We start from the raw sequence: 24510 nt of genomic DNA, 5'->3' as shown, positions 1-24510 counted from the left end.
GACAAGCAAATCGGCGACGTATGCGGGCAACCCTTCCGCCAGTAGAACCTCTCGCTGCTGCTCGAGGGTCCGCTCTGCGTAAATAACATGACGACCTAGCAACTGTGAAAGTTCGTCGGCAATTTCATGCATCGTCATCGCACGCGGACCCGTGAGGTGATATCCCAACTGGACTTTCCTTCGGCGACCCATTTCAGGATTTCGAGTTCACGCGCGCTGAGGCACGGTGCATCGGATTGCAGCGCCTCCAGCCTGCGGCACGTGTCGAGCGTCAGATTCGCGACAAGTGCGCCCCACGACGGAATGGCGAAGGGCAAATCGCCGTTGTCAGACGCCCGCGCCTGTCGAACGAAGCTCACGCACGCCACATCGCCATGCCTGTTGTGAGCCGGAAACGACACTCCGTCGCCTAACCCGTACATGCGACTTCCGTCTCGAAGTTCGCGCTGTTCGGTTGTCGCGAAGATCCGGTCGCACCAGATCAGCGGTGTCAACGACGACATCGCATGCTGCGCGACCGGGTCGATCATCAGGTAAGCCCGCTCCCGATAACGGGACAACCACGCCTCCGGGTAGTTCGACAGTGTGCGGCCGCTCTTCAGTGTCCCGCCCGTCATTCGATAGTCCTGGTAACAGACATGGTCAAATCCCGCCAGGCGTCCGATGTCGACCAGCATCCGGCCCAGTTCGTCCATGCAAGTGCAACCGCCGATCTTGAACACCATCTCAAGCATCCGCTCACCGCACCGACACGATGCGGACTCACGACATCCTTCGGCCCATAGAATGACGCGTTCTCTGGCTTCTCTCATAATTTTTAGAATTACTGATCAATTTATGTTTGAAAATCGATTCGATGAATTCTCAAGGCGCCCTCAATCCGCCTGCGATAGCAGGAAACGGCCCCGTCGTCGAATCAGAACACCCGCGTCGCTGACGGGACGCGCGCATGCTGCTTGACGTACGCGAGCGCATCGTTGATCGTCAGAACGTGCTGCTCCCCGTCCCTCATTCGTAACGACACCTCTCCGGCCAGGGCCTCCTTGCGTCCTGCAATTGCGACGATCGGCGCGGCCAGTTCCCTTGCATCGAAGATCTTGCGCGGCAGGCGCTCGGCGCGGAAATCCCTCAGCACCCGACAGCCGATGTCTTCGAAAGCGAACGCCGCGTTGTCGGCAAATTCGCGGTCATCTTTCCCAATGTTCGCAACGACGATCTGGTCCGGTGCCAGCCAGGTCGGCAACCATCCCTCGTAGTGTTCGAGAAGAATACCGATGAACCGTTCAAGGCTTCCCAGGATCGCGTGGTGCAACATGACGGGCGTTGCCTTCCCACCGTCCTCTGCGACATATGACGCACCGAGCCGTTCCGGCAATACGAAATCGAGCTGGATCGTTCCGCACTGCCACTTTCGTCCTTGGCGGTCGAGCAGATGAAATTCGAGCTTGGGACCATAGAATGCCCCTTCTCCCGCCTGGATCGCGAAATCGAGACCTGCCGCGCGCGCAGCGGATGCCAGCATCGCTTCCGAGCGATCCCAGACCGCATCGTCACCCGCACGGACCGCCGGCCTCGTCGACAAAGCCACATCGAATTCGCCAAATCCGAAGTCTGCGTAGATCGTCTTCAGCAACACACAGAATCGTGCGACTTCAACCTCGACCTGATCCTGCATGCAAAGCACGTGAGCGTCGTCCTGCGTGAACGCACGGGCACGCATAAGGCCATGCAACGCCCCGGACGGTTCGGCCCGGTGGACCGCCCCAAATTCGGAATATCGGATTGGAAGATCGCGATACGACCGACTGCCTTTTTTGAAAACCTGCACATGGCACGGGCAACTCATCGGTTTGAGACAGTACGGATTATTGTCACTCTCGAGTGAAAACATGTTTCGCCCGAATTTCTCCCAATGACCGCTCTGTTCCCAAAGATCGCGCGAGACGATCTGAGGCGTCCGCACTTCGGAAAAGCCAGCCTGACGCATCCGGACTCGGATATATTCCTCGACAACCCGATAAAGAACCATGCCGCGCGGATGCCAGAAGACAGCGCCCGGGCTTTCATCCTGCTGATGAAACAGATCGAGTTTGTTGCCGAGCACTCGGTGATCGAAATCGTCCATCATGTTCTCCGTTGACTTGATACCGGTCGACGGAGCACAAAAAAACCCCGTCCGTTTCCGGCGGGGCTTAGGGATGGTTTGAGGCACTGAGTTACGACGTGCAACCTCCCCCCGGCCCGCCGTTGGCGGTCGTGGTAGTGGTCGCGGTAGTCGTAACGTAAAGTGCGTTCATGGGACTAATCTAGTCAACCTGCCAACGTCTGTCAACAAACATTCGAGTCAAAATTCAGCGCCAAAATTTTATGATCCGTTAAAAATCCTCAAACGGAAAATAAATGAAATTCACAGAAAGCATAATGAAATTCTCTTTAAGGTAACTAAATAATGGTTTTATTCATGGAATGGAAGTTGCGGGCAATCATAAAAGGCGATCACTAGCAGGCCGTTCCCGAGATCAAGGAAAAGCAAGCCGATGCGAAGCGAGGACGGTTATAACGAATCGTTGCACATTCTGGTGGCCAATGTCCAAGCCGGGGCAAATGGCCGAGCCGAGCGCGACGTTGCCGCGGAGATGCTGCGGGACGTCGCGCGACCAGATCGACGCATCCCTGTGGGCTCTCAGAAAAGGTGTCTTTGGCCTCCTAGACAGATCAAGGACTTGGACATCTTTTTTGAGAACACCGCATGCTTCTTGTCTCAGAAAAGATGTCCGCAGCCCCGGAAATTCTCAGAAAAGTTGTCCTTCGGAATGTCACGCCCTACCTAGACGCCTCGGCGGAACTCGGCGACCGACAGCACAATGGAGGAGCGTTTCAGCGGCCAGCGATGTCGGCACTTCTTGTGCTATAAATGTGCATATAGTGTGCGCCGAGAAAGCTTCCATGAACCCCGGTCTGGCCCGAGATTCAACGCCACCCCTCGATTTCGATCACTTCCTGGCGTCTTTGAAGGACTCGGAGAGCGCTGCGCCGATCGTCTCGGCGCGACGCTTCGCAGCCGCCCTGCATATCGATATGCAGACACTCGCACGGCTGGCCCATGTCCATCGCAATACCATCAGTCGTCTTCCCGGCGCCGAAAGCGTGCAAAAGTATCTTCGAGACGCGCTGCGGGTCATCCGAGCTGCAACCGATATCTCCGGGGATATACGGAGTACGCTGTTTTGGTATCGCAATGAACCACTGCCGACCTTTGGCTACAAGACTGCCGAAGAGCTGATATCGGAGGGACGCACTGAAGACCTGCTGCGTTATGTCACATCGCTCGAGGCCGGTGCGGCTGGATAGTCGGAGACACACGTTGCGGGTCCGCAAAATCGCGGCTATTCTCACGTGGCCAATTGCCGTTCGGCGAAAGAAAACAGGGCGCGGGGCTTACCGGCTTGGACGTGGTTCCGCGGTATGTTCCCGCCCCACCTCCTCAAATGCCCGCTTGATGAGCGGGCATTTTCTTTTTCGCACCCACTTAACCATTTGCCCACTAATCGCACAGTTGCCGGCTATCTGAAATCGCAGCGGCTATCCGTTGCTCGCCGCGCTTGCCAGCATCAGCGAGAAGGCACTCGCCAGTCGCCTAACTAAGCTCGCTCCTCGCATGGGCAATGGCTTGGCCAATATGTGGCTCATGTCATCGCAGGCAAGGCACTTAAGACGAACGCAGTTGGAGGAGGCCCAGTCGAGTTACTTCCTACGTAGCTTAAGCGTCAGCAACCGCGTGCGTGCACGGGCCGCGCGCCAGCGTGCGCAGGGAGCTTTCGCGCAGCTTGCAGGTACGACGCGGGATCGAGCTGGTGGGCACGCGCCTCATGGGAGGCGACGTGTTCCAGCAGCGTGGGCAGCCCAACCCCGGAAAATACTTGGCAACCGGGGTCGACTCCGTGCATATCACGCTTGATGTGGCACGATCATCTACGTCGGCCCCGCTTGCCGAACCTGGGTCGGGGTCCACTTGTCCCACCGCCCGCCTCACCCGACGGCGTAGACGACTCCTCATCCGCAGCGTGCGGCACGCTGCCCGTCTTCGGCCCCTTCCCCAAGGCTGCATCCCTTATCTGACCTATCTTCCCGGTGACGTCCGTCGAATCGGTGCCGCCGCGCGGCTTCACCGTGTTCGCGACCGATGGCTTCCCGGCGGCCGGGTCCTGGCCGAGCTGCGCGATGCGCTTTGCAAAATAGGCTTCGAGCTCCCTGGAAATCACCTTCATATGCTCGACGGCATCGCGCACGCACAGGGTGACCATACCGAACGGTACTTCTGCGGATTTGTCTTCCAGAAACTTCACGATCTCGTCGCATGAGGAAAAGCTGCCCCGCGCTTCCCGCTTTTTCGACAAGTCCTCTCCAGCTGCTCCCGCCATCGCCGCCTCGCCAACCGCCAACGCGAGCACATCATCGGGGACGACGCCGGAACCTGACCCGGTAGACGGGGGAATCGTGCGCTCAACGAGCCACTCCGCGAAGCGCGCGCCATTCTCCGTCAGGTTCGCACTGTGCTTTGTCTTTGTCGGCGCAACAAGATCGCTCACTGAGACCACCGGTACGAACGGAATCTGGTTGGCATACTGGGCGTAAAAGGCGTACGAACCCCTAGCAGGATCGTGCACGCTGTACAGCCGATCGAACTGAAACTCCGGCTCCTGCCCTGCCTCAGCGGCGTCTTTCGCCGCCGCCTTCGCCACAGCCGCATCTTGCTCCGGCACCTCCTTCGATGGCTCCTTCTTCTTCTGGCCGTAATCTAGCGTGTAGATGGCTGTCTCATTGCGCTCATTCGTATCGACGAGTTTGGCCTGCATCCAGAAGAGCTGGACACACGGCGAGCACGAAGACTGTGTTTGCCCTTCCGCTAACTCTTTCGCTGGCTCCCCGTAGCCCATGTCGAGCACCAGCAGCAGGTCAGCCCCCACGGCCGCCTCTTTCACCGCCGGTTTGTTCATCGACCAGATCGGACTCACCGCAATGTCAATCTGCGCCGCGTCTTCCAGCTCGAAGCCGACATGTTCCATCCTGCTGGTGAGATGCTTCTGGAAGGTGCCTGTGCGCCCGTTTTCGCCGTCGGCGTCGCCGATATTGCCGCAGACGAACGACGACGCGCTCGTGATACACCAGTAGAGCGCCCAGTGCGCCGGTGTGACAAAGCCGGTTTTCTCGACCAGGTCATCCGGAAATGTCGCATCTGTCACCAGGAAGGCGCTTGCCAATGCCGCGCTTCGCGTCACGATCTTCCCCGGCACTGCAATCTTCAGCGCGCCGTTAACCGGCGCAATGGCCGGGAAATCCACATAGTTCGGGTGTGCCCAGCGGGCCAGCAATGCCTTTCTTAATGCCTTGAGATGCTCCGCGTCGTGTCCGCTCATGAATTGTCCTGATGGGGTGGTATGTAGGCCGCCACCGGGCGCAGCCGCGCGATCTGTCAGCCGGTTCTCTCGCGATGTGCATGGGAGCAGAATGTTCTGCGGATGACTATCGGTGATGAGGCATGTCCGCGTCAACCGCGCCACGGTGCACGGCTAACGATGGTGGCAGCTTGCTTGCCGGGCACGGTCACCTGCTCGCGCAGCGCCTGAACGATCTCGGCCGCCAAGCCTTCGCCCATGCGAGGAGCAAGCGTGGCCAGGCAATTGGCGAGTGTCTTCTCGCTGCGGCGGCAAGCGCGGCTGGCGACGGATAGCGCTCAAGCAGATCTAGCACCGCTGGATGTCGAGGCGCGGTCCGAGAACGCGCTCGAGAGCGGGATGGATCTGGGTGAGCAAGCCGCGAATGCGGTTGCTAGTTTGGGTGACTTGGTCGGCGAGATCGTCATCGAAGTCGCACAGCATGGTGAGTTCGGCGAGCTGCTCATCGGCCATTAAACAGCGACAACGTAGTTCCCAACCGCCTTCGCAGCATTGCGGGATCCTATCTCGCGGGCTTACTACGCGCGCGAGATCCAGCACGGCAAGCGTCACAACCAAGCGCCACTGGCGCTATCACGCAATCGGCTCAGCGTATCTAGTGGCGCGGGCATGAGCGGAGACGGTGGCAGAGAAGACGCGTCCGATAGTCGCTGCTGTGCGCTATCCGACCCAACCATCTGTCAGGACTATTGGTGAAATGTTGATCAATTTTTTGAACGGTGTGAGGCATACGAGAAGCGCCGGCAGATGCAGGACTACACGGAAGATAGCACCGTAGTGAAACTTCGTTCACGCCGAGAGAATACCGGCTTCAAAGCGAAAACCGATACCAATGATCCGACGAGCGCGGCGAACGGCTAAGACCGCGACATCATTCCGGCAAAACCGGAGTGCGCGGCAATCACTTGACTCGGCAAGTAAGATATTTTCTGGGCATAAAATTTCTGCTCGTGCATCGTCTATATGCGCACAAGCATCCGAATAGCTATTGGAGGCTCCAGCACAATTCACGCGACATATTCTGTTCTAGAAAAATTAAATTCCAGAACGAACGTAGAATCCAAATCACAAAATAATATTTGAAGACACTCGCCAAGCATCTAGAGTTATTTAAAACGAGATGGCAACAAACCTACCAAACCAGACAACTGGTCTCCTTCTCGAACTAAATCCGAGGGCAATGGCATGGACGTACTGGAAACGACTAACGACATTCTTTCAGCCGATATCGACGTTCGCAGCTCGATTACTGCGACGTTAGTTCGCCATTCAGCGACCGATCTTGACGTCGTCAGGGCCGCTCGAGTATCGACAGCGAGCGAACTGGCAAACGAAGAAAACCTCGACGATGCTTATGCCAGCGGATTAATTGAATATTTGATGAAGTCGCGACACGGAAGTCCATTCGAGCATAATTATATGACTTTTCTGGTAACTGCACCGATCTTCGCAGTCCGGCACCTGATGCGTCATCGCACTTGGTCATTCAACGAAGAAAGTGCGCGTTACCGTAAAATCCGGCCAATATTTTATCTACCGGACGATGAGCGAGATCTGCGGCAGGTCGGTAAACCTGGTCATTACCAGTACGTTCCAGGCAACGATGGGGACCATGGTTATCTTCGGGACATCGCTGTCTCGGCATATGCTTCAGCGTTCGACAATTATTCAAAGTTGCTTGAACGGGGAATTGCCAAAGAACTTGCACGAATTGTGCTGCCTGTGGCGACTTACTCCACGGTCTACGCGACGTGCAATGCTCGGGGCTTGATGCATTTTCTGGGGTTACGGACCAGTCGCGCCAACGCGACCTACGCAAGCGCCCCGCAACGCGAGATCGAAGAGGTAGCCGATCAGATGGAAGCCCAGTGGGCTCAATTGATGCCGCTGACTGCGGCGGCGTTCGAAAAATTCGGTAGAGTCAGTCCATGACCCGTTCCCCTTTGTTCAAGCGACGGATCGGTGTGTTTGCGGGCTCATCCGTTGGAAATGACCTCAGGTATGCCGAACAGGTCCGAGAATTCATCGCCAATGCAGTTTCCACAGGGCTGGAAGTGGTCTATGGCGGGGGTAGCGTTGGCCTGATGGGAGTAGTTGCTGACACCGCTCTGAACAACGCCGGTAAGGTGGTCGGTGTCATCCCCCAGTCTCTTGCTAACGCCGAGGTGGCCCATAGGAGCCTTACAGCGCTCCACGTAGTCGAATCAATGTCAGCCCGAAAGAGACTGATATTGGACCTGTCTGATTATATTGTCGCTTTTCCGGGGGGAATCGGCACAGTCGAAGAGCTTTTTGAGGCATGGTCCGAACTGATTCTGGGCCTGTCGCGAAAGCCAGTTTTCCTGTTGAACATAAGCAACTACTGGTCACCACTGTTGCGCCTGATCGAACATATGGCCGAATCGGGATTTATCAGAGATGTAGAACGCGGAACGCTGATTCCGATTACTAGGTTCGATCAACTCCTTTCTCACGCTAGCAATTGGACGGCGCCGCCGGCGCGTTGGGCACGAGAAATGTCTGAAGACGGGATACGACCGACATGAAATCCACGGAATATATTCCAATTATTGATCTGCAGAGATCGGCCAGCGGCATTTGCGGTGACAAATTCGATACGGCCCAAAAGCTGCGAACGGTGTGCGAAGGAACGGGATTTTTTCTCATCGTAGGACATGGAGTTCAAGCAAGCATTGTGGAGAAAGCATATCGCGCAACACAAGCCTTTTTCGAACTCCCGTTGTCGGACAAACTGGCACTTCGGAGTGATCACGACGACCCATTGATGCGCGGATTTGGGCGCCAGGGAAGTCTCTCCGCGTCAAATACCGATGCAGTGGTGGCCAGCGAGAGGGCCCGGCCTGATCTATCTGAAACCTACACAATCAATCGGCTTGGTGAGCCGATTGAAGTACCCGGAATCCCCTCTCATCTGAACTGGCACGTTCGAAAGCCGAACAAGTGGCCGGATATCGATGGCTTTCGAGCGGCATATCTGGACTACTATCATGAAATGGAAGGTCTCGCGCGCGATCTGATGAGCCTGTTCGCATTGAGTTTGAATTTGCGGGAAGACTGGTTCGACAGCAAAATCGATCAACACATGACCAACCTCACAGCGAATTATTATCCGCCATTGTTTTCTGAACCGATTCCTGGACAACTGCGGAAGGGGCAGCACAGCGATTGGGGTTGTTTGACTATCCTTTATCAAGATGGCGGCACGGAAGGGCTCCAGATTCTGACGAAAGACGGGAATTGGGTTGACGTTCCCACTATCGCCGACGCCTTTGTGATAAATATCGGGGACTTAATGTCGATCTGGACGAATGACCGTTGGACCAGCACAGTGCACCGAGTTGTCAATCCTCCGGCCGGGAAGCGTGAACAATCTCGATACTCACTACCATTTTTTTACCAGCCTAACTTCCACACCGTAATAGAGTGCATTCCCGGGTGCAATATCGACTCCGAGCGAGCAAAACACAACCCGGTCAAATCCGGCGACTATATCCTCGAGAAATTCTCTAGGGCTTACGGAAAATACTGAGTTCAAACGATGACCAAACTGGCATTCATTCGCTCTGTTGAGATTCAGCAAACATTTCCATACCTCGCAGGATTGAAGTCAATTTTCGCGAATGAAAATATCTCCGCTAAACTCTTCTTTACGGATGGAGAGTGCTCTGCTGAGGATTTTCCAGGAGAAACGGAGAAATTGCCTGAGGATATTTCGCCGAATGACCTCGTGGAGAAATTGCTGGATTGGCGACCCGACTCGGTAGTATCTCTTTCGATCCCTGATGAGCACGCTCTTCGCGACGCGATTGTCGGAGAAATTCTGTCCGATCTACACATCCCAGCGGTGGCACATCCGGTGATCGCTGGCCAGATCTTGTCAAACAAATGGGAAACCAAGCTTCTAGTTCAACAATTCGGTATCAAGACCCCCCAAGGCATGTTACTCGACGGCGACCTGCTGAACAAGCGTAATGTGAGTGTGCCGGCATATCATGATCTGATACTCAGGTCGGCGAGAAGCATTGGCTACCCACTGCTTACCAAGCCACTATGGGACTGCCTCGGAAACGGGATCACGTTTTTGCCGGAGTTATCGGATCTTGAACGGTTTCTGGCATCGCCGTATAACGGACACGTGGTTCTGGAAAAGTGCGTTGAGGGAAGGCTCTGCTCTATTGAGATCATCGGCCAGAATCATGAATACATTTTCCAGCCGCTTCTGTGGAAAGGAGCCACAGGCCCGCATGCAGCTTTCGTCTTTTCCGAAGTTAGACATTCCATTGCAGACGACGCTGCGGCTACAGAACTGGACCATCTGAAGAAAAAACTGGTGACACTGTGCAATCATCTTAACGTTAACGGTTCACTTGAGATCGAGATGATTTATCATGAAGGCGAGTTCCAGGTTATTGAGATTAATCCTCGTGTCTCCGGATCCACTACGCTTTCGATCGCTGCTTCTGGTCTGAATACCTACGAGGCACTGGTACATATTGCCGTGGGAACCTGGAAGAAATTCTGCGCTACCGCACGCCAGTCGGCGTCGGATTTATTCGCCATACAGTTTCCTTTCATTGAAACGAAGAAAGATAGGGTGCTACAAAGCGGCTTCGACGTGGTCAAATCCAATTCCTTCAGCGTGGCAGGAAATTATTATCCTAACGCAGTACTTTCTTTCAATCGAAGAAAAATAGACTCACTGTTGAGTTTCATCGATTCTCAATACCGATTATCAGAGGAAACCACCGCAAAGATCCAGTCACTCGTGAGGCGCACGAAATCCGGATCTGAAATCTCTATCGCTGATTAGAAATGCCGCGTCCTTTCAAGTCAATGCAAGGCATCCAATCTCTCTCCCACACATGATCCCACGTCAAAATGGTTGAACCCTATTCACCCTCAAGTGGCACGACGCAAAGCAAATTTCGCGGAACCTATATCATGCAGTGGGTCGGCCTGGTTGTCCTTGTTTCTGCTAATTTCATGACAATACTGGATCTATTTATTGTCAATGTCTCACTGCAAGCGATTCGCACCACTTTCTCTGCGACGCCGGGTGAAATACAGGCAATGATAATTGCTTACAACATCCCGTATGGGGTGTTGATGTTGAATTTTGGTCGGTTGGGTGACCGATTTGGTCGACGACGTATGTATCTCATTGGTACTAGCATTTTCACTGCGGCGTCCTTGTTTTGCGGTCTGGCATGGAGTCCATTGGCCCTGATCATATTTCGTGCCACGCAAGGCATTGGTGCTGCGGCAATGATGCCGCAGGTCTACGCATCGCTTCGAGTTCTGTTTGAGGGAGAGCGACGACAAAAGGCTTTTGGAGTAATGGCGGCAGTTCAGGGTATAGCCGGGATAGCGTCACAGTTGGTTGGCGGAATGCTAATAGTCTACAGCGCGTTTGGGCTCGGTTGGCGTAGCATCTTTTTTGTAAACATTCCAATCGGCGCGCTCGCAATCATAGGTGCTATTTTTTTCCTACCGGAAACGCGCGAGAAAAATTTACGTCGCCTCGATTTTGGGGGCGCTCTGATCGCAACGACCACGCTTCTGTTGATTATTGTTCCATTGCTGGTGGGTCGAGATCTTGGATGGCCATCCTGGTCTCTTTTCACGCTGGCTCTTTCGATCCCCGCCACGTCGTGGTTTTTCAGATATGAAGGCAGAATTTCGAAATCTGGAATTTCTCCGATACTGGACGTTTCGCTCTTCAGAAGCCCGACTTTCCGGTATGGGGTGATCGCAAGCTTTCTGTTCTATTCAGCTATCAGCTCATTTTCGCTGTCGCTAACCATGCTGTTGCAAGACGGATTTCGATTGTCGGCGCTTATCGCAGGTGCCATTTTCACACCATCTGCCATATCGTTCTTCGTGGGGTCCCTATGTTCGACCCAGATCTCCAAAATTGGTCGTGACAGGTCGGTCGTATTGGGGCTGACGATATTTTTTATCGGTCTTTTGGCGTCCGTGCTTTTTGGCGCGTACTTTCATTCATGCTATACGTTGCTTTTCGTGGCTATGATATTTAACGGACTTGGGCAAGGTCTTGTCATCCCGATTCTTCTAAACTCGATTTTGAGCAGCGTAGATGTAAATAACGCCGGAACGGCGTCTGGAACATTCAGTACCGTGCAGATTCTTGGGGCGACGATCGGAGTGGCTCTTGTTGGTACCATTTTCTTCTCGATGCTGGATGGTCATCTGGTGTTCCAAAGTGAGGCAGTTCGCGAAGCCACCTTCGCGCGTGCGTTCAGCGTGTCCACGCTCTATAACGCGACCGCGGTACTACTCGGAATATTGCTGTTCGTGAAAAGAGATAGGAATCCGCTATTCAAGGCTTCTTAGCCAAATCGTCTGTTGCATTTCGTGAGGAAAATGTATATGCCGAAATTGCCTGTCGATCAAGACGAAGAGCTCCGGATCGTTCGCGTCGAATGGGACGATCCGAAAGGTGTCGCTCTGCGCAAGGAGCTCTCAACGGAGCTCAGCGGGAGGTACGCGGATCGTGAAGCTGACCCGGATCATCTTCCCAAGGGAATGTTTGTGAGCAAAGAGTCAGTTGTTTTTGTCGCCCTCGCATTCCGGGGAGAGCAGCCTGTCGGCCATGTTCTGGTCAGGCGCTTAGGGTCGGAATTCGAGCTGAAAAACATGTACGTTGTCCCAACTGCGCGCGGTAAAGGCGTTGCGGAGCGATTGCTTTCAGCTGCGGAAGCTTCCGTTCTGTCCGCTGGTGGTGCCAGACTCGTCCTCCAGACGGGCGATCGACAGCCAGAAGCTGTCCGACTATATGATCGCTCAGGCTATGAAAGAGTCGAGATTTTCCCGCCCTATGAAAAGCTTGACTATTCAAATTGCTTCCGTAAGCACCTCGGCGGCCCGCGAGCCTAGCTAGTCGACTACGGACAATTCGTTTTGTCACGCAGATGAAGGTCCGCCGCCGGCAAGGGTGTCTTGCGATCGTAGAGCTTGGCGAACGCAACCTTCGAGTAGGTATCGACGAAAGTTTGCTGGTAGACACGGCCGACGCCCTTGAGGCTGCCGACATAGAACGTATCCTGCGCGCCGCAATAGCCCGGACATTCGGACTCGAATTCGCCGTGCACTTCCTTCTCGTGCTTGGCTCGTTCGAGCGCGACGAGCTGCGCCTCGGTCAGCACCAACCCCTCCTGGGCGGACTTGGCTTCCAAGGCCTTCAGGCGCTTCGGCATGGTCTCCAGATCGTGGCGCAACCAGATGCTACGGACGCCTTGGGGCGAGACGGACAGAGCATGCCGTTTGAGGACCTCGTTGGCGATACGCACCTGACCGTAGGCAGGCAATTCGAGGGCCAGTTCGACAACGGCGGCCTCGACTTGCGGATCCACGCGGACACAAGGAGACGGAGATGTTCGACAAAAGAGTGCGTGCGGAGATTGCTGAAGAATATCCTGGGCATTTGGCTAGAGTGCGGATCTGCCGCGAGCAGGCCGGCCGTCACGCATCCGATTGCGACATCACCTCAGCATTGGCGCGCTATTCAGATAGCCTCTGCGCAAGCTGGCTATTGCCGTCGAGCGACGCCGCCGACTTGAGGCAGATCCTGCTGTCGCCTTTGCCGCGGTCAAACGTATGACTGATGACCGGGCTGCCTTGCTTTACGCTGAGGAGGTCAGCCCGGGAGAACGTAACCCGTGCTCGCATTGGCCCTGGCGCGATTGAAGCGCGCTGCGCATCGAGGGCACCTTGCTAGTCTGCTCCGCCTAGGTTGCGCATCCGTTCACACGCAATGCGCAATTGTCATTCAAAAATAGTAAGGTTCATCGCGGATTACCTGGGAACGCGGCGCGGATCTTCACGAAGAAGTATTTCTCGTCGCGGTACAGATAAGCCCGACGCTTGATCACCGTGATGGTGTTGGTGATGCCTTCGACGACGCTGGTATTGAGCGGGTGGCGACAGCGAGCTACGATACCGTGCCAATATCCAAGCAGACGCCAGGCGAACTTTCGCAGGGCAGCGATCCCGCTTTGCTGAGCCGGCTCGATCCACTATTTCCAGGCCTTTTCCGCCCAGGCTGGCTTGCGATAGATCCAAAGCCGTTTGAGTTCGTCACGCAGCACATAGACGCATAGCAGCGACTGATTGGCGGCCAGCAACTCCTTCAGGTGCACGGCCTGTTCCGGCTTCAGATTGTGACGGTTGCGAAGCAACAACCAGCGGCTGGATTGCAGCCGACCGGACCCGCCAACTGACAACGCCAAGGTCGAAAGCTTCAATGGACCCTTCCGGCATGAATGCCTCAGCGCACATTGGTTCTTGTCGCTGGAGGACGCAAGACGCAAATGGAAGTCTGGCGCGAGTATTAAAACGAGGTGCATTCTGACTCTGCGCTGCTGTAGATGACACCGGCGGAATTCGCCCGCCAGTGCACCGATCGGGCCGATTCCGCCCGCCCCGAAGAGCCGCAATCTTCCAATTGAGACTAGGGGCAGAAATTAGGCCAGCCTCATGTTAATGCGACATTTCGATTGCGAGGCCGGGGATCGAGGGACAAGAATCCCGACAAGTCACCGTGCGGCAACTCACTTGACTTTACGATGGAAGGCAGCTTGTTCCAGGATGCGTAGTGCGGCATTGAACCGCCGACTAGGTTTCATCATGCTGAGCCGGATGTGACGCTGGTTTCTGGGTCGATCCTGGGAGGCCCAAAAGAACTGTCGTCCCGTTAGCGCGGCAACGCCCATTGCGCCGAGGCGGCCGCATACCTCGATGTCGCTCAGTGCGTCGGAACCAGTAGACAGCCATTCCAGTCCAATAACCGAGTGAAGGCTTTCGGGAGATGTATGGAGACCGGAACCGGCCAACGCAGCTCGCAACAACATCCGCCGCTGATCAACCATGGACCAGAGCACGCTTCCTATACCCAATTGCCGGGTCCTTTCAAATGCGCGCGATAGCAACAGCAGCGATATACCCGAGGCACATAAATATACCTCGTTGTACAAAGTTTCGAGCTCGTTCGCCAGATCCGGCGATGAGTAAATGAGGCTTGCCTTCGTATCCAGCGTCGGAAACGACTTTCCGGTATCTTCGAACGCAATAAAGCTCACGCCTGATCGCAATAGAAGTGCGACGTCATCGTAGAGGTCCCGGTTGTACATCCGGAAACTGGAGTCGATCACCAGCACGACTCCATAGCGCGCGCATAGTTCGGCGATAGCAGAGAAATGTATTTCGGTTAGGCAACGTCCGGTTGGATTGGAAGGCGAGACGATGAACAATGCTCCTGCTCCACTGCACACAAGATGTTGCTCCAATCGTTCGATTGCCACTTCGTCGAAAATCAGGCATTCGTCGATGGCGTGCAATGCCACTTCGCGTCGGTGTAAAAGCAGAGCTAGATTATCGAATGTGGGCTCTACAAGCGCAGTCCGAAGTCTCCGCTGCCGCAGCATCGCGGCTACTAGTTCAATAGAATTGGACGCGGTCGGACATGGACGGCAGAACGGCAACCGCGCAATCGATTGTACGCCGCTCATCTCGCAAAATGCGGCAATAAACCGCTGCTCCCATTCTTTAGGTGTCTGTTCTGCGCCCTCCCTCCACAGCACGGCCAATTCGTCCGGCAGTGTGACGAGCGCAGCAGGTAACTCGTGATACGCATGGCCACTGGATAAATCGGCGAAACACTGGAATCCATGCACCTCCTGCTCGGTCAGGGATTGCGAGTGCGTGTGCTGTGCAAGTTGTCGCCAAGCGGCGAGATCAGAACTGCGCCTCCGGTGCAACGGAATAACTTGATGCCTCATGAACTTCCTCGTCTGGCTGAAGCGCGATTGAGCGCTGATTGGTCTAATTGGTGGTTACTACGCCGGAAACTCTGTCGCACTGCAGTCGAATGGCTGTTCGGAGCGACGGACTAGGCGCGGATTGCCATCAGAGGCCACTAGCAAAACTGCAGGCTGCATAAACCCGGCAAAGCGGTTGCCGGTGTTATAGACATAGGCTCCGGCACTGCCTATCTCGACAATATCGCCAACCTGAGATCTCTGAGGAAAGAGAAAGTGTTCGCCCCCTCCTTCGGCTTGATCCTTACCCACCCACGATTGGTACACATCCGCCGAATCGCACAAGGGGCCGGCCACACGGACCAGCCTGGATTCTGAATCACCTGCCCGTAGCGATTGCATAGGAAAACGCGTTCCAACGATTACCCGATCCGTAAGATGGCAGTACCCGGCATCGAGAAATAGCCAGGTCGTTTCCGCCTTTCGCTTGAACGCAGCGATCTGGCAGTAGAATGAAGACGCGCGCTCGACGAGAAATCGTCCCGGTTCGAATACGACGGACAACCGGTTAGGAAGTCGACTGATTTCACGACAAAGCGCATCCGCACCGGAAACACGGGAATAGTCCACTTCGTCGGAAACGAACCCTCCACCAAAATTCACTTCCGTCAGCGTGTCGAAGCCAGCGTGCTCGATAGCAGACACTACGTCGATGACGACGTCGATAAGGTGCGAATAGATGGTATCCAGTCGTCCGCCAGAGCCCACATGAACATGAATTCCCCTCAATGCAACCGACTGATGCAGCGCGCGAAGTTTGGTCAGTGCATAGGGAACATCCGTTTTCAGGATGCCGAATTGGCTGTGCTTCCCGCCCGTCATCAATGCCGCGCCGGCGCCAGCGACGACATCGGGGCAGATGCGAAGGTGAATATCCGCTAGCCGGCCCAATGCTGAAGCACGCGCCGCGATCAAGTCGATCTCTTCGATGGCGTCGACATTGATCCGTCGACTCCCGTTCGCCAACGCAAGATCGATAAACTGCACGGACTTCGCCACGCCATTGATGTAAATCTGGTTCGCGGTAAAGCCCGCGGCGATAGCTTGACGGTATTCGGTCACGCTGTTGACTTCGACATCAAAGCCCCGCCGCCGAATCACCGACAGAACGGCCGGCGCCGGGCAGGCTTTCATGGCATAGGCCGCTGTTGCGGAACGCGGGCATGCCGCGACAAAACGCTGAAACCCGGAGGCCAGCCCGAGTAGTGCCGTCTCAGAGTACACGTGCAGGGGGGAGCCAAACTGAACCATCCACTGCGCGATCGCCGATGAGGTGATCCACGGGTCGATCCCAGCGAGCCAGGGCTGCGGAATGGTTCCACTATGAAAATGGGAGGCGGCCGTGCGTCCTTGATGCTTCGACATATCGATTTGCAATCCAATGAGCTGTTCGGCATCAGCCGCCGGGGAGACTAAACGACCGCATCATGCGCGACTCGACGACGTGATGAAGAACAGCTAGGAGCAACGTGCCTGCGGTTAAGATCAGGGCTACGCGGTAGTCGCCTTCGATTAGAACCGTGCCAGCCGCATTGGCGCTGAACAGCAAGGGTAAGCCGATGCCAAGCGCAATTTGCCATGCGCCACGTGGCATCACACTCGACGGAAGGAATACCATGCGGCTTAGCTCGGACACCATGAAATCCGCTGGTGCCAGGCGTTGCGTCACTAGCGCGGTCAGTGAGATCACCGCAAATACCACGATGATGGAGAGTACGCCCACCAACAGAATTGCGAAACCGCCAATCCAGGCGTCGATCGAGCGATGGGGCTGCGGATCAATAAGCGGCCAGCAGCATAGCAACGCAGCAACTGGCACGAGAAATCCCGGTTCCGACCAACGCAGCAACTGGAGCGTGCGACGTCTAATCGGCATGATCAACACGGGATCCATAAGCCCGCGGACCAGCCGCTGATAGTACTGGTGGATAGAGCATATGAAACACTCAGCTGTCAGCGTAACCATCGTCGCCAGATAAAACACAAAGATCGCCTGCTCCCGGGTCCAGCCGTTAAGCGTATCCGTGTACGTGAACACTGTATGGAGATAGAACAAGGTCAGAAGTTGCGCGACGGCCTGGATGGCAATATAGGAAACGTAGTTCCCCAGGTAGTGGGTCTGTTTTGCAAATGCTTTTTGAATAAGTACCAGCATATCAGCCTCCTCCCCCGGTATAGGTGTTGATGGCTCGACGCCACATCGCCCTGACGATGAGCGTGAACAACAAGATGTAAAGTATTGCGCCGCCTAGCGCAGCGGCACCAGCGCGCACGTCGCCGCTAATAATCAACGAAGCTGGTGCGGCAATAAAGAACTGAAACGGATTGAACGCCATGAGCGGGCGAATGAACTCCGGCCAGTAGCTCGGTGGAATGATCGCTCCGCCCAAGAACGCAGTGATCGTAGTCAGGCAGGCCAACACGAAATCGGCCTGCATCAACCAGAACGTCAGAATCCCCAGAAAGACACCAATGCAAAAGCTAAGCACCACGCCCGCGAGCAGGAAGGCGATGATCAACACCCCATAACTGACCAGTTCGTCAGGCGATTGAGGCAACCTTTCCGGATTGTTCAACCAATAGATAACGCACAGAATAAGCACCGGCATCGCATACAACGCGCCCCCCCCCAGATAGGCTGCGAATTTTTGCCCGATATAACTGACAGGTCTCGCCAGCTGTGTCTCCAATCGTCCCTCGATAATTTCCTCTGAAATTTCCTGTACTAGGTCGTAGCAGTTGTTCAGACGCGACAGATAGATTGTGAAGGCGCAGTAATAAAGAAGTGTCTCCAGCGTAAACCCATGTATTTCCTCGTGCACGCCATAGACCGCGTTCCAGACGAAGAGCTGAATCAGAAACGCAACGCCCGTCGCAATAAAAAAATCGACGAACAGGACGCCGCGATCCACTAGCAAGACACGCAGACCATTGACAGCAAAAGGGCGAAGTCGATCAATCATCGTCATCTCCCATACTGTCAACCAGCACGGTACTGCAGAACGTTCGCTCCTCATCGGTGGTCATGCCGCGCGCCCGGAAGGTTTCGATGAGGCGGGCTTCCAGTAGGCCACCGTTGTCTCGGGATACACCGAACTGCTGGAGTAGGTCATCCATTGCTTTGATCTGGAACACGTTGCCAGCCTGGATAAACGCGATATGCATGCAACATGCCGTCAAGTCGGTCACGTCGTGCGTCGTCAGCAGCGTGGCAACCTGCCGCTCCTCGACGACACGATTGATCAGTTCCCTGAGCTGTTGTTTGGACTCCATGTCGACACCAATCGTCGGTTCGTCCAGCAGCAAGACACGAGGGCGATGCGCCAACGCCAGCACCACTTCACATTTGATGCGCTCGCCGAGGCTTAGCTGGCGCACTGTCCGGTCCATCAATTTGTCGATATGAAGCATGCCGGCAAAGAGGGCGACATCTTTGCGAAACGCATCGACCGGCACGCGATAAATGCGTCGGATTGCGTCGAACGAGTGCCGTACCGGCAAATCCCACCAGAGCGATGTTTTGTGTCCGAACACCGCGGCGATCTGGGTGAGAAATTGCGACGACATGCGGCCCGGTTCGTGACCCAGCACGGAAATTCGGCCCGAGGAAGGCTTTATGAGGCCAGTCAGCAGTTTGATCATGGTTGACTTGCCTGCCCCGTTCGGGCCAACCAGTCCCAGGCACTCGCCGGCACGAATCTGTAAATTCACGCGGTCGAGCGCCGTATATGTGTCGAAGGTCGGCCGGAGTAACTGCCGCCACAATGGTCCTTCGTGACGACGTGTCCGATAGACACGGCTGACGTCAACGACGTCAACTGCGACGCCGCCACGCTCCGGTCTGCCTAGTGCTTCTTGATTCATTGAATAACTCCAGCGATAAGCTCGGGCTTAGCTCGGGGGCTAGCCGCGACGCACATCTAGCGTGGCGCAGTGAAACGATCCACCGAAGGTCTGGAAATGCTTGAATGGCAGCGGAATGGGCTCGATTTTCCAGGACTTGAATGCCTGAATTAGGTCGTGCTCGCTTTCCTCGACCAGAACATGGTGCGGATCGAGCATGATTACGTTCACGCTGATCCAGCGGCTGGTGAAAAACAACGGATGGTTCTGGGACAAGCCTGACGGCGGCGGCACCAGGACCTCCCAGTCAGCGAAGTAATCCGGCAATTTCGATACCCACGCGCGATTGACTAGCACGCGGCCGGGCGCGATCGGCAGGAGCGTCGTATCGATATGCATTGGACCGGCATCGTCGAAGGTATACATGTGAAGCCGATACGCATCACCGAGTTCGCGTGCCAACCATGCGGCACCAGAACGATTGGTGACGTGACTGTACTGCCCGATGATGTCGCGCCCAATACGCACGAAATCAGCGGCATCGAACACTGGTTCATCTTCTGTCAGAACGGATTCGAAATGTTCGACCGTACTATCGTAATCCTGGCGATACAGCGAATCGGAAAGCTGCGGGCGTGGCGCGGCGCGCCATCGCGCCCCTCGATTAAAGTAGTCCTTAAGAATATCGCGATATGCGAAGGCCTCGAAGTAGCGGTCACGCCAGGCCATAGGCGTTTCGATGATGCTATCGCCTGCCGCGAAGAGGCCATCGCGCGGCATGGCAGCATACAGGCCGCCCCGGCTCGAAAAGAATGGCGTGGTGAATGGTGCGTCCAGCCCTTGGAAATCGGGGCGCTTAACCGTAATGCCAAGGCGAACAAGAAACTCGGCCAGCCCGTCTACTTCACGGCGTGCCTTGTCAAGCAAATCAGGATCGAATACCTGCCCCTGCTTGCGGATAAACTCCTGATGGGACTTGCGCGGCAACGGGGCTTCGACGCTCACGTGCCAGGTCGGATACTTTGCCGTCTCGATGGTGCCGACAATTACTTCCTTGAGTGAGTCCCATTCGTTGTGAATCGACACTGGGCTGGTTCCATGATCGGCGGGAGCCGACGAACCAGCGACATTGAACAGTTCAGCCTTTTGAAGTAAAAAATTTTTCATTGAACGCTTTTAATTAGAGGTTGAGATACGTCGGCGAAGTCCGACCGGGAGCACAGTTGCAGCCGTAATCAGATCGCCGTCAATGAATCGCGGTGTGTATGCCAGGGTTTTCAACTTGTGTTGCATGGTGGCTACTGGATCAGGCACCACTGCATTGCAGCCCACTACCCAAACCCAATCTTGCTCCGTCAGCTCGAAATAAACCGCTGTGGAGAATGTGTCGGAGAAGCGCCGGAACGTATTGCCTAGCGTCTGGTTCCGCCAAAAGCTGGCGCAGCCTGCTTGTGAAATGACGACGCCGTCCGGTTCGAGCAGATCACGCAGATCTTCGAGGAATTCTCGTTGATACAGTCGATTGTGCTGGTGAGGCGAATTGGGCTCTTCATCCGGCAAATCCATCACAATGATGTCGAAGCGCCTGCTGTCGGCTTTCATGCGATCGACCACCGCCGAACCATCCTCGAACAACAGCTGGACTGTGTCCGTACCCTTCTCGTAGCGCTGCACGTCGCGCTTGCTGTAGCCATAAGGGAGATGTTCGGCGCACAGATCGACACAACGACGGTCAATGTCTACGTGCACGACGTGTTCCGCTCCGCACCACAGCGCCAGTTGAACGACGACGCCCTCGCTCGATCCGATGACCAAGACTCGTTTTCGCTGACCGGCCAGCAGCGCCGCCGGAATGAACTGCCCTTCGTGGTAGATGAGTTGAGTCAGTTCGGAACTCTGCCGTTCACGGTTGCAGAACAGCGTCGTACCGTGCGCCGTGCGCGCAATGAGCACGTCCTGATAGGCAGTGCGTTCCGCTGCGATTACCTCGTTGAGTTCCCAGACACGCGCGATCCCGGACGACAGTTGCTCCTCGACGTGGGTGGGGTGGCTGTCGCCGCGAGCGGTACGCCGAACGATCCGGCGCGACACCTCGATGCCGTCGAGCAGCGCTTCGATTAGCGGTTCCGGGTCGATGGAGCCACAAGTAAAAGCATCGGCCATCAGAACACCTTGTTCCGGATACGTGTGGATGCTGGCATGGGATTCCGCAAGCACCGCCACCACGGTGATACCGTTAGGCGAGAACTGCACCGCGTTCAGGTTCAGTAAGGTGGCGCCCACTTTGTGTACGGCCTTTTCCATACGTGACTTGAGAAGGTCGATGTCGTTGAGGATGTGATTTGGAATACCCCACGCATCTACCATCATATGAATACCGCTCGGTGAATACCTATCGTCATGGGCAGTCGGGAGAGCAGGTTGCGGCGTGTCTTCCAGAAAGTGCAAAGTCATTGGATCATCCGATTTCTTGATTTGTAAGGAAAAATTGGACGCACGTGTCCCTCGTCTCGCGCCTGAGAAACACGAAAAATTTCAAATTTTTGAAGCTGGATCAGAAACGATTATTCGTTTTGAAGATCGCCAATCAGTTGACGCAACGCCATCGTCAATTGCCGATTAATAGCGTCAATCGATTGCGCCGCCAAATGAGAAGTTGCAGTAAATTTAGAATAGGGAAGCGTCAACAGTCCTTCGCTATCCTGTTCTTTTCCGACGTTGTACGTCCATTCCCGATAGTACCCATCCATATAGATATGGCCCACATGCCCCTTTTCCAACGCGCAGCGTGCCGCTTTCGGATCAATGGTTCGGGGGTTCGAAAAGCAGTGCAGGCGCAAATCGGGACGGCATGCCGCGAACATCGTTGCATCGAACATATGATGTGTTTCCTGCGAATAGCCCACATGGATACTTACGACATCGCATTCAGCAACCATCGCGCGCACGGAAATGGATCGCACACCATACTCCCGCTCCAGCGCAGGCTTACGTGTCCGGCTAGCATAGACAATCTCCCTTGCCCCCAATGCAACTAGACGGCCAATCAGTGCCTGTCCGATGTGCCCGAGCCCGACGATGCCGATTCGCCGGTCTTGCAGCTTTCTCCACGGCGTCTGCAGCCAACAGCTCCCGGTCCGCACGCCATCCGCACTGGCGACGACATCCGCAGCATTGACGATGATGATGCCTAGTGCGAACTCCGCAACACTGTCGGCATTGACGTGCGGAGTATTGAAGACTGCGATACTCCGCTTTCTGGTTGCAGCTTCGTCGATGAAGGAAGGGATGCCAGTTCCAAGCAATGCAATGCGACGAAGCGCAGGCATGCGGGCGAGGAAGCCAGCATCGATGTACTCCGGTCCACCGAGAACGTAGTCGGTAACATTGCCCGCGCGCGAGAAGATGTCTTCCGGATCTCGAGGCGATACGACCTCGATGACGTCGGCGAACTTTCCGTCGATCAACCTGCGTTCCGCTTCGGGCAAACACGCACCCGTTACCATCAGTACGCGTGGCGGCACAAATGCCGTGCATGAAGACGTGCTCATCGGCATCCATCCCACGTCCGGAGCAGTATCCTGCGTTTATAGCTCGGGAGTGCCGGTAGTGCGTCGTAGCGCTGAGCCTGAAGCTCAACACGATGACCAATGAGATGAGACAGCCGGTCTTCGAGAGCCGCAAGCGCAGAGCTCGAGTCGGTTCCACTACCCGGCGACCTGACGTAATGGAGCTCGATCTGGTTCGCAGAACACTGGATCAAGCGATATTCATTCATACCGGAACGTTCGTCAGTGAGGAGCGCATCGCAAGCTGCCATCACCGATGCGGTCGGAACGTAACGGCCATCGGCCGCGATGAGTGCATCGTCTCGCCGACCATGTAGAGCATCAAGTCCGCGAAAGCTGCGCCCACAACGACAGGACCCGTTCGAAAGTCGCGCGAGATCGCCGTGATCGTATCGGATCAAGGGCATTAGGTAGTTTCCGAGATCGGTCACAACGACGCGACCGACGCCCTCACTGTCCGCATCGGCGATTTCCATGTAAACACCGTCCTCGACGACGTGATGCCTCCCATCCAGGCATTCCGTCGCCATGAACCCGATCTCTTCCGAACTGTATTCGTCGAGCACCGGCACGTCGAACAGTTGGCTATAGCGACTTCGTTCCTCGCGACTGCTCATTTCGGAATTCGTCGTTATCGCTTCAATGCCGTAGCGGCGGAGCGATCCGATGGAGGCCAACATCGGTAGATAAGAGGGCAACGTCGTCAGAACACGCGGCCTGAGTTTTCTCCAGTGAGCGACCAGTCCGTCGACCTGTTCTAGGTCCATCAAGCGAAAGACTCGGTATTTGCCGAGAACCGACGAGTACCAGAAGCCGCCATGGTGAAGCGTATAGATCCAGTCTTGCGGCGTCAGCACGCCTCTCGTCGCCTCGTGTAGAAAGCGCGTCTGCTCGGCGAAATCGCGGATCACATCGCTCTGGTCTAGCCAGGTCGTCATGGGAACTCCGCTAGATCCTGAACTCCTTGTATTGAAACCAGTGATGCGATCCGCGCCATCGACCAGAGTCGCGCCAAACTTCTGCTCGATGATCTCCTTCTTGCTGACGATCGGCAAGAAGGCAAAGTCGTTCCAGCTTTGGAGCGCCCCTGACGTGTATCCGGAAGCACCGTACAGGTTGCGATAGAACTCGACGTTCGCGAAGGCGTAGTCGACGAGAGTGCGAAGCTGAGTTAGCTGCTGTGCACGGATCCGCTCGATCGGCGCATAGGGCGCCGCCAATAAAGCGTCTCGATGTTGCTGCCAGTGCGACAGAGCGGCCATCTGCATGAACGCGGTATCGGCCTGCGAGTACTCGTTCAAAACAGCTTGCTGCATAATCTGCGGGATACCGCCATGATAGGACTGGGTGTCATATATCAACGAATCGATACGTTTTTCTGATAGACCATCCATGAGCTCGCTCCGAATCACTGCTTTATTTTCGATGACGCACCAATCATTTCCAGAACCACCAAACGACAAACGAACGAAACAACCAATTCTAGAGATTTGAAACAAAAAATCATGATCCAGCACGTGCCGACTGCCTCTACTTTTAAGGCAACCGTTCGCGCACTCGGATGCAACAGACAATGACCATGATAGGCATCATATTTTTACCGCAAGACCAGCCCCGGAAAATAAAGCACCGCCTTCTCAATAGGGACCTGAAATCAGAAAACACTATACGCGACCGCAGCAGGATCAGTCCGACAGGCATTTGCCCGTTTTTCTACCTTGCAACACATGGCGAGGACGCTTGACAATTAAGGAGCGCAGCGATACGGACGATTTACAATAAATG

The 24510-nt window shown here is 55.3% G+C and carries 20 protein-coding genes and 5 pseudogenes; 10 read left to right on the top strand and 15 right to left on the bottom strand.

Annotated features, from left to right (window positions below; translation table 11 throughout):
* Positions 1-134: 134 nt before the first annotated feature.
* Together CFB41_RS17595 and thrS are read right to left on the bottom strand one after the other, a co-directional pair.
* Positions 135-725, bottom strand: a complete 591-nt coding sequence (locus tag CFB41_RS17595; protein ID WP_179250086.1) for an autoinducer binding domain-containing protein — start codon at positions 723-725, stop codon at positions 135-137.
* A 191-nt stretch (positions 726-916) separates the two neighbouring features.
* Positions 917-2125 carry a threonine--tRNA ligase gene (gene thrS, locus CFB41_RS17590; RefSeq protein ID WP_089458905.1) on the bottom strand — a complete coding sequence of 403 codons (1209 nt, stop codon included), beginning with the start codon at positions 2123-2125 and terminating at the stop codon, positions 917-919.
* A gap of 821 nt (positions 2126-2946) precedes the next feature.
* Here thrS and CFB41_RS17585 point away from each other — a divergent pair.
* On the top strand, positions 2947-3351 hold the full coding sequence (locus CFB41_RS17585; protein WP_089457286.1) for a DUF2384 domain-containing protein: 405 nt from the start codon (positions 2947-2949) through the stop codon (positions 3349-3351).
* 617 nt (positions 3352-3968) lie between these two features.
* On the opposite strand, the gene CFB41_RS17580 is transcribed toward CFB41_RS17585, so the two are convergent.
* On the bottom strand, positions 3969-5417 hold the full coding sequence (locus tag CFB41_RS17580; protein ID WP_089457285.1) for a hypothetical protein: 1449 nt from the start codon (positions 5415-5417) through the stop codon (positions 3969-3971).
* 155 nt (positions 5418-5572) lie between these two features.
* Positions 5573-5909, bottom strand: a pseudogene (locus CFB41_RS17575) (transposase); the annotation flags it as partial.
* 18 nt (positions 5910-5927) lie between these two features.
* On the opposite strand from CFB41_RS17575, the pseudogene CFB41_RS38655 reads away from it, so the two are divergent.
* The 7 genes and pseudogenes from CFB41_RS38655 to CFB41_RS17540 form a co-directional block, all read left to right on the top strand.
* A pseudogene (locus CFB41_RS38655) lies at positions 5928-6152 on the top strand (hypothetical protein); the annotation flags it as partial.
* A 489-nt stretch (positions 6153-6641) separates the two neighbouring features.
* A complete protein-coding gene (gene thyX, locus CFB41_RS17565; RefSeq protein ID WP_089457283.1) occupies positions 6642-7388 on the top strand; it encodes an FAD-dependent thymidylate synthase in 747 nt (248 codons plus the stop codon).
* Entirely contained in the window at positions 7385-8002 is a 618-nt protein-coding gene (locus CFB41_RS17560) for a TIGR00730 family Rossman fold protein (RefSeq protein WP_089457282.1), read from the top strand. The genes thyX and CFB41_RS17560 overlap by 4 nt, the downstream gene beginning before the upstream one ends.
* Entirely contained in the window at positions 7999-9006 is a 1008-nt protein-coding gene (locus tag CFB41_RS17555; protein ID WP_089457281.1) for an isopenicillin N synthase family oxygenase, read from the top strand. Before CFB41_RS17560 ends, CFB41_RS17555 begins: the two co-directional genes overlap by 4 nt.
* Positions 9007-9015: 9 nt before the next feature.
* A complete protein-coding gene (locus tag CFB41_RS17550; protein WP_089457280.1) occupies positions 9016-10287 on the top strand; it encodes an acetyl-CoA carboxylase biotin carboxylase subunit family protein in 1272 nt (423 codons plus the stop codon).
* 68 nt (positions 10288-10355) lie between these two features.
* Positions 10356-11831 carry an MFS transporter gene (locus CFB41_RS17545; RefSeq protein ID WP_089457279.1) on the top strand — a complete coding sequence of 492 codons (1476 nt, stop codon included), beginning with the start codon at positions 10356-10358 and terminating at the stop codon, positions 11829-11831.
* 36 nt (positions 11832-11867) lie between these two features.
* Complete coding sequence (locus tag CFB41_RS17540) at positions 11868-12374, top strand: GNAT family N-acetyltransferase (RefSeq protein WP_089458904.1); 507 nt, start codon at positions 11868-11870, stop codon at positions 12372-12374.
* Between the two features lie 38 nt (positions 12375-12412).
* Here CFB41_RS17540 and CFB41_RS17535 read toward each other — a convergent pair.
* A pseudogene (locus CFB41_RS17535) lies at positions 12413-12859 on the bottom strand (IS481 family transposase); the annotation flags it as partial.
* A gap of 11 nt (positions 12860-12870) precedes the next feature.
* Between CFB41_RS17535 and CFB41_RS37560 the strand changes: the two are divergent.
* The gene (locus tag CFB41_RS37560) at positions 12871-13098 is read left to right on the top strand and encodes a hypothetical protein (RefSeq protein ID WP_144029946.1); all 228 of its coding nucleotides are present in this window, start codon (positions 12871-12873) and stop codon (positions 13096-13098) included.
* A gap of 184 nt (positions 13099-13282) precedes the next feature.
* Here CFB41_RS37560 and CFB41_RS17530 read toward each other — a convergent pair.
* Positions 13283-13696 (bottom strand): annotated as a pseudogene (locus CFB41_RS17530) (transposase); the annotation flags it as partial.
* On the opposite strand from CFB41_RS17530, the pseudogene CFB41_RS17525 reads away from it, so the two are divergent.
* A pseudogene (locus CFB41_RS17525) lies at positions 13686-13945 on the top strand (transposase); the annotation flags it as partial. The pseudogenes CFB41_RS17530 and CFB41_RS17525 overlap by 11 nt on opposite strands.
* Before the next feature lie 102 nt (positions 13946-14047).
* Here the strand turns inward: CFB41_RS17525 and CFB41_RS37555 are convergent.
* The 9 genes from CFB41_RS37555 to CFB41_RS17480 all read right to left on the bottom strand — a co-directional run bounded on the left by CFB41_RS37555 (position 14048) and on the right by CFB41_RS17480 (position 24242).
* A complete protein-coding gene (locus CFB41_RS37555; protein WP_144029945.1) occupies positions 14048-15274 on the bottom strand; it encodes an aminotransferase class I/II-fold pyridoxal phosphate-dependent enzyme in 1227 nt (408 codons plus the stop codon).
* 57 nt (positions 15275-15331) lie between these two features.
* A complete protein-coding gene (locus CFB41_RS17515; protein WP_089457277.1) occupies positions 15332-16678 on the bottom strand; it encodes a hypothetical protein in 1347 nt (448 codons plus the stop codon).
* A gap of 31 nt (positions 16679-16709) precedes the next feature.
* Positions 16710-17468: an ABC-2 family transporter protein gene (locus CFB41_RS17510; protein WP_089457276.1), complete on the bottom strand. Its 759-nt coding sequence runs from the start codon at positions 17466-17468 to the stop codon at positions 16710-16712.
* Between the two features lies 1 nt (position 17469).
* Complete coding sequence (locus CFB41_RS17505) at positions 17470-18276, bottom strand: ABC-2 family transporter protein (protein WP_089458903.1); 807 nt, start codon at positions 18274-18276, stop codon at positions 17470-17472.
* Positions 18269-19177, bottom strand: a complete 909-nt coding sequence (locus CFB41_RS17500; RefSeq protein WP_089457275.1) for an ATP-binding cassette domain-containing protein — start codon at positions 19175-19177, stop codon at positions 18269-18271. Before CFB41_RS17500 ends, CFB41_RS17505 begins: the two co-directional genes overlap by 8 nt.
* 39 nt (positions 19178-19216) lie before the next feature.
* Entirely contained in the window at positions 19217-20323 is a 1107-nt protein-coding gene (locus CFB41_RS17495; RefSeq protein ID WP_218828693.1) for an amidinotransferase, read from the bottom strand.
* 9 nt (positions 20324-20332) lie between these two features.
* Complete coding sequence (gene speD, locus CFB41_RS17490; RefSeq protein ID WP_089457273.1) at positions 20333-21610, bottom strand: adenosylmethionine decarboxylase; 1278 nt, start codon at positions 21608-21610, stop codon at positions 20333-20335.
* Between the two features lie 110 nt (positions 21611-21720).
* Positions 21721-22707 (bottom strand): NAD(P)-dependent oxidoreductase, encoded by a 987-nt coding sequence (locus CFB41_RS17485; protein ID WP_179250084.1) that lies wholly within the window; start codon positions 22705-22707, stop codon positions 21721-21723.
* Positions 22704-24242: a phenylacetate--CoA ligase family protein gene (locus tag CFB41_RS17480; protein ID WP_144029944.1), complete on the bottom strand. Its 1539-nt coding sequence runs from the start codon at positions 24240-24242 to the stop codon at positions 22704-22706. Before CFB41_RS17480 ends, CFB41_RS17485 begins: the two co-directional genes overlap by 4 nt.
* Between the last annotated feature and the right edge of the window lie 268 nt (positions 24243-24510).

This window comes from Burkholderia sp. AU33803 (genome assembly GCF_002223095.1).
Classification (GTDB): Bacteria; Pseudomonadota; Gammaproteobacteria; order Burkholderiales; family Burkholderiaceae; genus Burkholderia.
This window is presented reverse-complemented; position numbering and strand designations above follow the sequence as displayed.

Bases quoted from the DNA above. Each gene is read 5' to 3' on its own strand.
- CFB41_RS17550 (WP_089457280.1), top strand. From the start codon at position 9,016: ATGACCAAACTGGCATTCATTCGCTCTGTTGAGATTCAGCAAACATTT.
- speD (WP_089457273.1), bottom strand. From the start codon at position 21,610: ATGACTTTGCACTTTCTGGAAGACACGCCGCAACCTGCTCTCCCGACT.
- thyX (WP_089457283.1), top strand. From the start codon at position 6,642: ATGGACGTACTGGAAACGACTAACGACATTCTTTCAGCCGATATCGAC.
- CFB41_RS37555 (WP_144029945.1), bottom strand. From the start codon at position 15,274: ATGAGGCATCAAGTTATTCCGTTGCACCGGAGGCGCAGTTCTGATCTC.
- CFB41_RS17595 (WP_179250086.1), bottom strand. From the start codon at position 725: ATGGTGTTCAAGATCGGCGGTTGCACTTGCATGGACGAACTGGGCCGG.
- CFB41_RS17505 (WP_089458903.1), bottom strand. From the start codon at position 18,276: ATGATTGATCGACTTCGCCCTTTTGCTGTCAATGGTCTGCGTGTCTTG.
- CFB41_RS17545 (WP_089457279.1), top strand. From the start codon at position 10,356: ATGGTTGAACCCTATTCACCCTCAAGTGGCACGACGCAAAGCAAATTT.
- CFB41_RS17540 (WP_089458904.1), top strand. From the start codon at position 11,868: ATGCCGAAATTGCCTGTCGATCAAGACGAAGAGCTCCGGATCGTTCGC.
- CFB41_RS17585 (WP_089457286.1), top strand. From the start codon at position 2,947: ATGAACCCCGGTCTGGCCCGAGATTCAACGCCACCCCTCGATTTCGAT.
- CFB41_RS17500 (WP_089457275.1), bottom strand. From the start codon at position 19,177: ATGAATCAAGAAGCACTAGGCAGACCGGAGCGTGGCGGCGTCGCAGTT.
- CFB41_RS17495 (WP_218828693.1), bottom strand. From the start codon at position 20,323: ATGAAAAATTTTTTACTTCAAAAGGCTGAACTGTTCAATGTCGCTGGT.
- thrS (WP_089458905.1), bottom strand. From the start codon at position 2,125: ATGGACGATTTCGATCACCGAGTGCTCGGCAACAAACTCGATCTGTTT.
- CFB41_RS17580 (WP_089457285.1), bottom strand. From the start codon at position 5,417: ATGAGCGGACACGACGCGGAGCATCTCAAGGCATTAAGAAAGGCATTG.
- CFB41_RS17510 (WP_089457276.1), bottom strand. From the start codon at position 17,468: ATGCTGGTACTTATTCAAAAAGCATTTGCAAAACAGACCCACTACCTG.
- CFB41_RS37560 (WP_144029946.1), top strand. From the start codon at position 12,871: ATGTTCGACAAAAGAGTGCGTGCGGAGATTGCTGAAGAATATCCTGGG.
- CFB41_RS17485 (WP_179250084.1), bottom strand. From the start codon at position 22,707: ATGAGCACGTCTTCATGCACGGCATTTGTGCCGCCACGCGTACTGATG.
- CFB41_RS17515 (WP_089457277.1), bottom strand. From the start codon at position 16,678: ATGTCGAAGCATCAAGGACGCACGGCCGCCTCCCATTTTCATAGTGGA.
- CFB41_RS17560 (WP_089457282.1), top strand. From the start codon at position 7,385: ATGACCCGTTCCCCTTTGTTCAAGCGACGGATCGGTGTGTTTGCGGGC.
- CFB41_RS17555 (WP_089457281.1), top strand. From the start codon at position 7,999: ATGAAATCCACGGAATATATTCCAATTATTGATCTGCAGAGATCGGCC.